Consider the following 10,486-nt stretch of genomic DNA (forward strand, 5'->3'; position numbering starts at 1 on the left):
CGAAGGGCCCCTTTTTTCGCCGCGACTTGGCCCATTATTGCTCTGCGATTGACACCCAATGGAGGCGCGCTTTTGCGTTCGGCTGGTGGTCGGATCAGACGTTGGCTTCGCGGATCTTTTCTGCCGCGTCTTTGTCAAAGGTCACGCCGTTTTCGGCAAACAGCGTGTCCAGCTCACCGGACATGGTCATCTCTGTGATGATGTCGCAACCGCCGACAAACTCGCCTTTGACGTACAGCTGCGGTATCGTGGGCCAGTCAGAGAATTCTTTGATGCCCTGACGGATTTGCTCATCCGCGAGCACGTTCACGTCGGAAAACTCGACGCCCATGTAGTTCAGCACACCGGCCACGCGAGAAGAGAACCCGCATTGCGGCATTTCCTTGGTACCCTTCATGAACAGGACAACGTCGTTGCTGGTCACAGTGTCTTTGATCGTCTTGGTTGCATCGCTCATTTGCTAGTGTCCTTGTGTTTTTTTGGTCTGGAACGCGGCATGATAGCGCGCGCTATAGGTTTCATCGTCGGGCAGGGAAGGTCCCTTGGGATCGATCAGGTTCGGGGCATCGCTGCCGCCGCCTAGACCGCGGTAAAAACTTGTGGTGCGCTCCAGCCCCTGATGCAGGCGTTGGGTGCGCAAGACCTCTGTCATATCAAGCGCTTCGTGACCGAGCGGGACTTTGTCGTTCTGCTTGTGGCGGTCAGGTTGGCGGTGCGACAGTGGAACATAGTGACGTGATGCTGCGCGGTAGTGTGCGACGACGATCGCCGCCACTCCAAACACAGCCGCACCCAGCATCCACAGCCACATGACCGCTACTCCGGTACTTTGGTGGTAAGCGCCAGCGCGTGTAGATTGCCGTTTGTGCCATCCATTTTGCCTTTGAGCGCGGCATAGACGGCGCGCTGCTGCTGGACACGGTTCATGCCACGAAAGCTTTCGTCGACGACCATCGCCGACATGTGCACGCCGTCGTTGCCTTCGACAACGATCTGCGCGTTGGGAAAGCTGGTCCGCAGAAGGTCTTCGATTTCGTTGGCTTGCATTGGCATAGTCGGGCTCCGTCATGATGGCTTTGGGTTAGATGTAGTAGGGCATAGCCCTGCGTGCAAGGGAGCAAGATCATACCTTGCACACAGCGGCGGTTTGGCAGACGCTAAGGGTCCAACTTCGATAGGAGGGGCAAAGACATGCGAGCAATATCAGGCGCGCCGGAACAGGCGTTGGCATGGATCAAAGCAGGCCGCCGCGCGGCGCTTGCCACTGTGATTGAGACCTGGGGTTCCGCGCCACGCCGCGTAGGGGCGCAAATGGTCGTCTCTTCCGAGGGTGAGATGGAAGGGTCGGTTTCGGGTGGATGTGTCGAAGGGGCTGTCGTTCTCGAAGCGCTTGAGGCGCTGGAAGAGGGTGAAAGCAAGGTGCTGGAATATGGCGTCAGCGATGGTGACGCTTTTGCCGTCGGGCTGGCCTGTGGCGGTACGATCCGCGTACTGGTTGAGCCTGTGGGCACCGGCGGCATGCCGCAAGACATGCTGGAAACCTTGGTTGAGGCGCGCGCCGCGCGCACTCCCGTCGCCTATGAGGTAACCCTAAACGGTAACCACCGTGCATTGGTGTCTGACGGGCATGAAAGCCGCTTCCGTATGGACCGATCGGGTTTGGAAGAAGATGGCGAAACCTTTGTCGCGATCCACAACCCGCCGCTGCGGTTGGTCGTTGTCGGCGCGGTGCACATCGCGCAGGCGCTGGTGCCAATGGCGCGTATTGCAGGCTTTGATCCCTTTGTTATTGACCCGCGTGAGGCTTTCGGTTCTGCTGCACGGTTCCCTGATGCTCAGGTGATCAACGACTGGCCCGATGCCGCGTTGGAGCAGGTAGGTATAGACACCCGCACCGCGCTAGTGTTGCTCACCCATGATCCCAAACTGGATGATCCCGCGCTTTTTGTCGGTCTGCGCTCTGGCGCGTTTTATATAGGCGCGCTGGGGTCAAAACGCACCCATGCTGCGCGGATAGAACGGCTGACAGAGGCTGGATTTGATCCACATACCATTGCGCGCATTAACGGCCCTGTTGGCCTTAACATCGGGGCGGCCGGCCCTGCGGAGATCGCGGTATCGATCCTTGCGCAGATGATCGAAGCCCTGCGCCTGCCATGAAGTTTGGTCCCGTCGCCACTAAATACGCCACAGGTTGCGTGTTGGCGCATTCTGTAGCGCTGCCGCAGGGGCGATTGCGCAAGGGGCAGGTATTGGATTCTGCCGACATTGCTGCGCTGCAAGGCGCGCAGATTGAACGGGTAATTGTCGCCGCACTCGGGCACGGTGATGTGGGCGAAGACGCTGCCGCAGACGCGCTGGCAGATGCGTTGATGCTGGGCAGCAGTGGGATGCACCGCAGCACCGCCTTTACCGGACGTGTGAACCTGATCGCAGATCACGCGGGCGTTGCTGTGTTGGATGTGGCGGCGCTGGATGCTGTGAACGGCGGTGATCCGATGATCACGGTTGCGACTGTCCCGCCGCATCATCAGGTGCGCGCAGGCGATATGATAGCCACGATCAAGATCATTTCCTACGGCGTGCCGCGTCCGGCACTGGACACGGCGATTGAAGCCGCACGCGGCGCGATCCGTCTTGCCGCGCCGGTGTTGGAACGTGCCACGCTGATCATCACCGAGATCCCCGGCGGGGCGGGCGACAAGGGGCGCGCAGCGATTGAAGACAGGCTCACGGCGCTTGGCGTTACGCTTGAGGCTGTCACGCTGGTGCCGCACCGCACGGAAGATTTGCGCGCGGCCATTGAGGCAGCGCAAACGCCCTTGGTGCTGGTTCTGACCGGCTCAGCCACCTCCGATATCGCCGATGTGGCACCCTCGGCGCTGGTGCTGGCAGGCGGAGAGATCACCCGCTTTGGCATGCCGGTTGATCCGGGAAACCTGTTGTTTCTGGGCAGACGCTGGGCGCAGCAGGTGATCGGCCTGCCAGGCTGTGCACGCTCTCCGGCGCTGAACGGTGCCGACTGGGTATTGGCGCGGGTCATCTGCGGCGTGGAAATCAGCGCGCGTGACATTGCCGGCATGGGCGTGGGTGGTTTGCTCAAAGAGATTCCCACCCGACCACAGCCGCGCCGACCGCGCACCTGAGCTAAGCCCAATCTTGCAACATACCGCGTCAAGGTAACTTTTTGGTTCTCAACGGACCAAGGCCGTGCTTAACTCTGCTCAATGACAGGAAAGCGAGAGTCTGGGAGGACATCAATGACACAGGTTAAAATGACTGTGAACGGGAAAGCCGCGACAGGAGAGGTCGAAGGGCGTACGCTGCTGGTGCAATTCCTACGCGACAAGCTGGGTATGACCGGTACGCATGTTGGCTGTGACACCAGCCAGTGCGGCGCATGTGTGGTGCATGTAAACGGCGAAGCGGTGAAATCCTGCACGATGCTGGCTGTTGAAGCGCAAGGTGCCGAAGTGGCGACCATCGAAGGGCAGGCGGCGCCGGACGGCACGCTCAACGCCATCCAGCAGGCTTTTCAGGACCACCACGGCCTGCAGTGTGGTTTCTGCACACCTGGCATGGTGATGTCTGCCGCAGCATTGCTGAAAGAAAACCCCAAGCCTACTGAGGCGGACGTTCGCCACTATCTCGACGGCAACATCTGCCGCTGCACGGGCTACCACAATATCGTCAAAGCGATCATGGCGGCATCCGGTCAGGACGTCAGCTCAATCGCTGCGGAATAACGGCTGTTACCCGCGGGTAGGTGGGTAGCAAGCCGCGCGGTATGGTCCGCGTTCTATAGCTTTGGTGTGCAGCACGCGCACCGCTCTTAGGGAGGAATGATAATGCCAAAGGATAGTGGTATCGGCGCCAGCAGCAAGCGGCGCGAAGACATTCGGTTTTTGACCGGAGAAGGTAACTATACGGACGACATCAACGTGAACGGGCAGGCGTATGTCTATTTCCTGCGCTCTGATATCGCTCATGGTACGCTGACAAACGTTGACACGTCCGCCGCCGAGGGGATGGACGGCGTGGTGCGTATCTTCATCGGAGCGGATTTCGAGGCTGTTGGATCGGTGCCGTGCGGCTGGCAGATCACGGACAAACACGGCGAGCCGATGCTAGAGCCGCGCCATCCGGTGCTGGCGCATGGAAAAGTCCGCCACGTGGGCGAACCGATTGCCGCCGTTGTTGCCGAGACGCTGGAGCAGGCCCGCGATGCGGCCGAGGCGATTGTCGTTGATATTGATGAGCTGCCTGCGGTCGTCAACATGAAGGATGCAGTCAAGGCCGGTGCGCCCAAGGTGCACGACGATCTGACGTCGAACCTGTGCTATGACTGGGGCTTTGTCGAAGAAAATAAGGGCGCTGTGGATGCAGCTTTCGAGGAGGCGCACCACGTGACCACCCTCGAGTTGGTCAACAACCGCCTTGTGGCCAACCCGATGGAGCCGCGCGTGGCGGTGGGGGATTATTCCCGCGGCACAGGCGATCACACGCTTTTCACCACATCGCAGAACCCCCACGTGATCCGCCTGCTGATGGGCGCATTCGTGCTTGGTATCCCAGAGCATAAGCTGCGCGTTGTGTCCCCCGATGTGGGCGGCGGTTTTGGCACAAAAATCTTCCACTATCAGGAAGAAGCGTTTGTGACCTTCGCCGCCAAAGTTTGTAACCGTGCGGTCAAGTGGACCTCGTCGCGTTCCGAGGCGTTCATGTCAGATGCGCATGGTCGTGACCATGTGACCAAGATCCAGCTGGCGCTGGACAAGGACAACAACTTTACCGCGCTGCGCACGGATACTTACGCCAACATGGGCGCGTATCTGAGCACCTTTGCGCCGTCCGTGCCAACGTGGCTGCACGGCACGCTGATGGCAGGTAACTACAAAACACCGCTGATCTATGTGAACGTGAAGGCGGTATTCACTAATACTGTTCCCGTTGACGCCTACCGTGGTGCCGGCCGCCCCGAGGCGACCTATCAGCTTGAGCGTCTGGTGGACAAAGCAGCGCATGAGCTGGGCGTCGATCCGATCAAACTGCGCCGCCAGAACTTCATCATGGAGTTCCCCTATGCCACGCCAGTGGCTGTGGAATACGACACGGGCGATTACGTGGCGACCATGGACAAGCTTGAAGAGATGGCTGACATCCCCGGCTTTGCCGCACGCCGCAAAGATTCGGAAGCCAAAGGCAAACTGCGCGGCTTCGGCGTGAACTGCTATATTGAGGCTTGCGGTATCGCACCGTCGAACCTCGTGGGGCAACTGGGCGCGCGCGCGGGTCTGTTTGAGTCGTGCACCGTGCGGGTCAACGCGACGGGTGGTCTGGTCATCATGACAGGCAGCCACAGCCACGGGCAGGGGCATGAGACGTCCTTTGCTCAGGTCGTCGCAGACATGATCGGCATCCCCGAGGATATGGTCGAGATTGTGCACGGCGACACGGCCAACACACCGATGGGCATGGGCACCTATGGCTCCCGCTCCCTCGCGGTGGGCGGCTCTGCCATGGTGCGCGCGACTGAAAAGATCATCGCCAAAGCCACCAAGATCGCCAGCCACCTGCTGGAAGCATCTGAGTCCGATGTGGAGCTGAAAGACGGGGCGTTCACCGTTGCAGGCACGGATAAATCCGTCGCTTGGGGCGATGTGACACTTGCCGCCTATGTGCCCCACAACTACCCGCTGGAGGAGATCGAGCCGGGTCTGGAAGAGACGGCGTTCTACGACCCGTCCAACTTCACCTACCCCTCGGGCGCCTACGCCTGCGAGGTCGAGCTTGACCCCGAAACGGGTCAGGTCACGGTCGAGCGGTTCTTGGCGGCGGATGATTTTGGTAACATCGTGAACCCGATGATCGTCACAGGGCAGGTCCATGGCGGTATCGCGCAAGGCATTGGGCAAGCATTGCTCGAGAATTGCGCCTATGACAGCGATGGCCAGCTTCTGAGCGCGTCCTACATGGACTACGCCATGCCGCGCGCCTCTGATCTGCCGTTCTATGATGTCGACCATTCGTGCCAAACGCCCTGTACACACAACCCTCTGGGCGTCAAAGGCTGTGGGGAGGCTGGTGCGATCGGCTCGCCTCCGGCGGTGGTGAATGCGGTGTTGGACGCAATGCGTTCGGGCGGCAGCAAGGTCGATCACATCGACATGCCTGTCTCACCGCACCGCGTCTGGGAAGCGATGAATAGCTAAGCGAAGTGCGGGACAGACGCTTTGCCTGTCTCGCGCTCATTAGATGAAAGACAAATGAAGCCGGAGGTTAAGCCTGACAGCAGGCAGACCTCCAAGCTGAAAGGAAGATAGAATGTATAACTTCGATGTTGAAATGCCCGGCACGATCGCGGACGCGGTCAAGGCGCTGAGCCGGGAAGAAGCGCAGCCGCTCAGCGGCGGGCAGACCCTGATCCCGACGCTGAAAGCACGCCTTGCGGCACCATCCGTACTGGTATCGCTGCTCGGCATCGCCGAGATGAAGGGAGTGTGCACCGACTCCGATGGACGGCTTTGCATTGGTGGCGGCACAACCCATGCGACGGTCGCGGCCGAAGCGGCGGCGCACTATCCGGCGCTTGCATCGCTCGCGGCGCGGATCGGTGATCCGGCAGTGCGCAACCGTGGCACAATAGGCGGCTCTGTCGCCAACAATGACCCGTCCGCGTGTTACCCTGCCAGCGTGCTTGCATCGGGTGCGACGATTGTGACCAACAGCCGCGAGATTGCGGCGGACGATTACTTTCAGGGCATGTTCGAGACGGCACTGGAAGAAGGCGAGATCATCACGGAAGTGAAGTTCCCGATCCCCGAATCCGCGCACTATGAAAAACACTTGCAGCCCGCATCCCGCTTCCCATTGGTAGCTGTGTTCGTCGCAAAGTTTGCGGATGGCGTGCGCGTGGCTGTTACCGGCGCGTCCGAAAACGGTGTTTTCCGCTGGACCGATGCCGAAGATGCGCTGAACGGCAACTTTAGCGCTGATGCGGTTGCTGGCCTGAAAGCTGACGGCTCGCAGATGATCAGCGACCTGCATGGATCAGCCACATACCGTGCCCATCTGGTTGGTGTGATGACGAAGCGGGCGGTCGCAGCCATCACAGGCTAAGCGACGCTCCAATCCTAACAATAGCCGCGCAGCAATGTGCGGCTATATTTTTGCCTAGTTGTACATGTGGGAAAACGCAAAACGCCCCGGCCATCAAGACCGAGGCGCTAACAGAACACGCAGGTTCAGGTGTCTTACTTGGTCGGCAGCGGGCCGATCAGCATGACCATCTGACGGCCTTCCATTTTCGGGAAGTTCTCTACCTTGCCTTGCTCTTTGGTGTCTTCTGCAACGCGCTCCAACAGCTCGCGGCCCAGATTCTGGTGGGCCATCTCGCGGCCGCGGAAGCGCAGGGTGACCTTCACCTTGTCGCCATTCTCCAGAAACTTGAAAACATTCCGCATTTTGACTTCGTAATCATTGGTGTCAGTGTTCGGGCGGAACTTGACCTCTTTGATCTCGATGATCTTCTGCTTTTTACGGGCTTCGGCTTCGCGCTTTTGCGTCTCGTATTTAAACTTGCCGAAGTCCATGATTTTGCAGACTGGCGGATTGGCATTCGGAGAGATCTCTACAAGGTCAAGCCCTGCCTCTTCTGCCATGGCCATAGCACGCGTGGGCGTCACAACGCCGGCGTTCTCGCCATCTGCGCCAATCAGGCGAATTTCATTTGAGCGGATATTTTCATTGACGCGCGGGCCGGTGTCACGTTGCGGCGGTGCGTTATGGGGTCTGCGAGCGATGATGATGGTCCTTTGATGGTTGAATTACCGATTTTGTAAAGTAGACCTCCATAGGGTCCTCTTCAAGTTTAAAATCGTCCAAAGATGGGGCCAAGTGGTGCGTTTTTCACTTGAACCTGCTGGTTGGCATGCGCATTTGGGCGCCAATGGCATGGAGTGGGGTATTTTTCCCGCCCGCATGAGAATAAGAGGGGAACTACTATGAAGAATTTGGTATGGATCGTTGTTGCAGCGATTATCGCGGTAGGGGGATACGTTCTGTATTCCGGTCGCAGCGTTCAGGATATCGCAGGCGACGTAACTGAAACGGCCACCACGGCTGCTCAGGAAGCGACAGAAGCAGCCAGCGACGCGGCAAGCGCCGTGACAGAAGCCGCAACTGACGCAGCCGCAGATGCAACAGCCGACGCCGTCGATTCGGTAGCAGACACAGCAAGCGATGCAGCAGCAACTGTTGCAGACGCGGCCGAAGGCGCCGTTGATGCGGCCGCAGATGTTTCTGATCAAGCCGCAGAAGCCGCTTCCGACGCCGCAACGGCAACCGGTGAAGCAGTATCCGACGCAGCAACAGCGGCAACCGATGCCGCCGCTGATGCAGCCACAGCGACGCAAGAAGCAGCAGCCGACGCGGTAGCGGCGACAACTGAGGCAGCCTCCGACGCAGCGACAGCGACGCAGGAAGCAGCATCTGATGCCGTGACGGCGACAACAGAAACGGCAACGGACGCAGCAACTGCAACCACCGAAGCCGCAACTGATGCCGCAGCAGCGACAGAAGAAGCCGCGACCGAAACTGCCGCAGCAACAGACGCCACGGGTTCTTCCATGAGCGAACTGCTGACAGTGGACGGCTTCAACCTTGAAAAAGTCACCGAAATGGTAGACGGCTCCGATTTGGGTGCTTTGCAGAAAACAATGCTGACCAAAGGTCTTAAGGCTGCCCAGGACAACCCTGAACTGCTTAAGACTGCTCTGGACAGTGTACGCCAAGCGCTTGGCATGTAAGCCTTTTGCCATTCGGCAAAACGAAAGCCACCCCTTCGGGGGCGGCTTTTTTATGGACGAGGACGCAGGGAGAAGTTGCTGCTGCTCCCCCTAATGTGGCGCAGGCAGGCAAGGATGACTGTGACGCTGATCACGAGCCACAGACCTCCCCACAGGATGGTGGGCCCGCCAAAATCAGCCGCTAGCATATGCGCGTCAGATGGCAGACCCGCCCGCGCGATAGTGTCATCAAAGATATCGAAGGGGACGTAGATCACGCTGGTCAACCCGATCACGCGCAGCGCAAGATCGTTGGCGGCATGACCCAGAAACCGCGCCATACCCAAAAGCACCAGACCAGCGGCCACGCAGAATCCGATCGCAAACAGGTCGCGCACGTAAAGCACTGTAATTAGTAGCATCATGGCGCCCAATAGCGCAGTTACATAGCGGTCTGCGGTGCTGCGCAAAGCCGCCAACAACAGTGCGACCCCCATCAACAATGACCCAATATACCCCGCCGACAGAATCGAAAACCGGCTGCCGCCACGAGTTACAGCGAACCCGCCCTGAGCGGGGGAGAGGGATATTTGCTCAACCGAGCCGCTCGTCAGCCATACGGCGACCACGTGCGACAGTTCGTGCAGAAAAACCACAAGAATTTTCAGCGGCACCACCACTGGCGTATGCCACAGCGCAAAGACAAGTGCGGTGATCGCCAGAAGTTGCCAGTGGGATTTGAGATAGGATAGGTCATGCCAGCATGACGACCGCAGGCGCCGCAAATGTCAATTCGCGGCGCCTGCGGGGGATGGAATAGGTAGGCTAGGCGTTAGCCGACAAAGGCTTTTTCAACCACATAATGCTTGGGATCGGAGTTCGCGCCTTCTTCAAGGCCAAAGCCTTCAAGCACGGCCCTAATATCGACGTTCAGCCCCATAGAGCCGCAGACCATCGCGCGGTCGGTCTCGACCGTGATGCCGTCAATGCCCAGATCGCGAAACACGGTGCCGTCTTGCAGCAGCGTGGTGATCCGGCCCATCTTCGGGCTCTGCTCACGCGTGGTGGTGGGGTAATAGCGGATCTTGGCAAGGTTCTCGACGCCGATCAGCTCGTGCATCATCTCGTCCGCTTTCAAATCTTCGATGAGGGTGCGGGAATACTCCAGCTCGGCCACATCGCGGCAGGTGTGAGTGATGATGACTTCGTCGAATTTCTCGTATGTTTCAGGCTCGCGGAGCAAGCTTGCGAAAGGCGCAAAGCCGGTGCCGGTGGAGAATAACCACAGGCGTTTGCCCGGCAGCAGCGCGTCATGCACCAGCGTGCCTACAGGCTTGGGCCGCAAGATAATCTCGTCACCCGGCTGGATATGTTGCAGACGCGAAGTCAGCGGGCCGTCCTGCACTTTGATCGAATAGAACTCCAATTCGTCGTCCCACGCAGGCGAGGCAATGGAATAAGCGCGCAATAGCGGTTTGACCTTACTTGTCTCGGGGTGTGGCTCACCCATGAGGCCGATCATCACAAACTCGCCCGAGCGAAAACGCAAAGACGCCGGCCGCGTGACGCGGAAGGAAAACAACCGGTCCGTCCAGTGTTTTACAGAGGTAACAGTCCGCGCATCGGGAAGGGTGGGGACGGCTTTTGCAGTATCAAGGGTCACTGGGGTATGCTCGGTCATGATTTCTCCGCAGAGCCAT

The 10,486-nt window shown here is 59.1% G+C and carries 12 protein-coding genes; 6 read left to right on the forward strand and 6 right to left on the reverse strand.

What is annotated here, in order from left to right:
• Nucleotides 1-94: 94 nt before the first annotated feature.
• Genes grxD through V7730_RS12685 form a run of 3 tightly spaced genes read right to left on the reverse strand, consistent with a single transcriptional unit; the run spans nucleotide 95 to nucleotide 1,053 of the window.
• Nucleotides 95-457 (reverse strand): Grx4 family monothiol glutaredoxin, encoded by a 363-nt coding sequence (grxD, locus tag V7730_RS12675; protein WP_335747962.1) that lies wholly within the window; start codon nucleotides 455-457, stop codon nucleotides 95-97.
• A 3-nt stretch (nucleotides 458-460) separates the two neighbouring features.
• A complete protein-coding gene (locus V7730_RS12680) occupies nucleotides 461-811 on the reverse strand; it encodes a hypothetical protein (protein WP_335747963.1) in 351 nt (116 codons plus the stop codon).
• 5 nt (nucleotides 812-816) lie between these two features.
• Nucleotides 817-1,053, reverse strand: coding sequence for a BolA/IbaG family iron-sulfur metabolism protein (locus tag V7730_RS12685; RefSeq protein ID WP_335747964.1), 237 nt, complete (start codon nucleotides 1,051-1,053; stop codon nucleotides 817-819).
• Nucleotides 1,054-1,191: 138 nt separating this feature from the next.
• Between V7730_RS12685 and V7730_RS12690 the strand changes: the two genes are divergently transcribed.
• The 5 genes from V7730_RS12690 (at nucleotide 1,192) to V7730_RS12710 (ending at nucleotide 7,119) form a co-directional block, all read left to right on the forward strand.
• Nucleotides 1,192-2,160: an XdhC family protein gene (locus V7730_RS12690; RefSeq protein ID WP_335747965.1), complete on the forward strand. Its 969-nt coding sequence runs from the start codon at nucleotides 1,192-1,194 to the stop codon at nucleotides 2,158-2,160.
• Nucleotides 2,157-3,146, forward strand: a complete 990-nt coding sequence (locus V7730_RS12695; protein WP_335747966.1) for a molybdopterin-binding protein — start codon at nucleotides 2,157-2,159, stop codon at nucleotides 3,144-3,146. The genes V7730_RS12690 and V7730_RS12695 overlap by 4 nt, the downstream gene beginning before the upstream one ends.
• Before the next feature lie 114 nt (nucleotides 3,147-3,260).
• The gene (locus tag V7730_RS12700) at nucleotides 3,261-3,746 is read left to right on the forward strand and encodes a (2Fe-2S)-binding protein (RefSeq protein ID WP_335747967.1); all 486 of its coding nucleotides are present in this window, start codon (nucleotides 3,261-3,263) and stop codon (nucleotides 3,744-3,746) included.
• A gap of 102 nt (nucleotides 3,747-3,848) precedes the next feature.
• Nucleotides 3,849-6,212 carry a xanthine dehydrogenase family protein molybdopterin-binding subunit gene (locus V7730_RS12705; RefSeq protein WP_335747968.1) on the forward strand — a complete coding sequence of 788 codons (2,364 nt, stop codon included), beginning with the start codon at nucleotides 3,849-3,851 and terminating at the stop codon, nucleotides 6,210-6,212.
• A gap of 112 nt (nucleotides 6,213-6,324) precedes the next feature.
• Nucleotides 6,325-7,119 (forward strand): FAD binding domain-containing protein, encoded by a 795-nt coding sequence (locus V7730_RS12710; RefSeq protein WP_335747969.1) that lies wholly within the window; start codon nucleotides 6,325-6,327, stop codon nucleotides 7,117-7,119.
• A gap of 134 nt (nucleotides 7,120-7,253) precedes the next feature.
• Here the strand turns inward: V7730_RS12710 and infC are convergent, their stop codons facing one another.
• Complete coding sequence (gene infC / locus V7730_RS12715) at nucleotides 7,254-7,808, reverse strand: translation initiation factor IF-3 (protein WP_443070221.1); 555 nt, start codon at nucleotides 7,806-7,808, stop codon at nucleotides 7,254-7,256.
• A 195-nt stretch (nucleotides 7,809-8,003) separates the two neighbouring features.
• Between infC and V7730_RS12720 the strand changes: the two genes are divergently transcribed.
• The gene (locus V7730_RS12720; RefSeq protein ID WP_335747970.1) at nucleotides 8,004-8,807 is read left to right on the forward strand and encodes a translation initiation factor 3; all 804 of its coding nucleotides are present in this window, start codon (nucleotides 8,004-8,006) and stop codon (nucleotides 8,805-8,807) included.
• 50 nt (nucleotides 8,808-8,857) lie between these two features.
• On the opposite strand, the gene V7730_RS12725 is transcribed toward V7730_RS12720, so the two are convergent.
• Entirely contained in the window at nucleotides 8,858-9,571 is a 714-nt protein-coding gene (locus V7730_RS12725) for a M50 family metallopeptidase (protein ID WP_335747971.1), read from the reverse strand.
• 47 nt (nucleotides 9,572-9,618) lie between these two features.
• Nucleotides 9,619-10,467, reverse strand: coding sequence for a ferredoxin--NADP reductase (locus tag V7730_RS12730; RefSeq protein WP_335747972.1), 849 nt, complete (start codon nucleotides 10,465-10,467; stop codon nucleotides 9,619-9,621).
• Between the last annotated feature and the right edge of the window lie 19 nt (nucleotides 10,468-10,486).

The organism is Sulfitobacter sp., from assembly GCF_036961165.1.
Lineage (GTDB): Bacteria > Pseudomonadota > Alphaproteobacteria > Rhodobacterales > Rhodobacteraceae > Sulfitobacter.

Coding starts and splice junctions, on each gene's coding strand:
- grxD (WP_335747962.1), bottom strand. CDS start 457: ATGAGCGATGCAACCAAGACGATCAAAGACACTGTGACCAGCAACGAC.
- V7730_RS12705 (WP_335747968.1), top strand. CDS start 3,849: ATGCCAAAGGATAGTGGTATCGGCGCCAGCAGCAAGCGGCGCGAAGAC.
- V7730_RS12695 (WP_335747966.1), top strand. CDS start 2,157: ATGAAGTTTGGTCCCGTCGCCACTAAATACGCCACAGGTTGCGTGTTG.
- V7730_RS12680 (WP_335747963.1), bottom strand. CDS start 811: ATGTGGCTGTGGATGCTGGGTGCGGCTGTGTTTGGAGTGGCGGCGATC.
- V7730_RS12710 (WP_335747969.1), top strand. CDS start 6,325: ATGTATAACTTCGATGTTGAAATGCCCGGCACGATCGCGGACGCGGTC.
- V7730_RS12700 (WP_335747967.1), top strand. CDS start 3,261: ATGACACAGGTTAAAATGACTGTGAACGGGAAAGCCGCGACAGGAGAG.
- V7730_RS12685 (WP_335747964.1), bottom strand. CDS start 1,053: ATGCCAATGCAAGCCAACGAAATCGAAGACCTTCTGCGGACCAGCTTT.
- V7730_RS12690 (WP_335747965.1), top strand. CDS start 1,192: ATGCGAGCAATATCAGGCGCGCCGGAACAGGCGTTGGCATGGATCAAA.
- V7730_RS12730 (WP_335747972.1), bottom strand. CDS start 10,467: ATGACCGAGCATACCCCAGTGACCCTTGATACTGCAAAAGCCGTCCCC.
- V7730_RS12720 (WP_335747970.1), top strand. CDS start 8,004: ATGAAGAATTTGGTATGGATCGTTGTTGCAGCGATTATCGCGGTAGGG.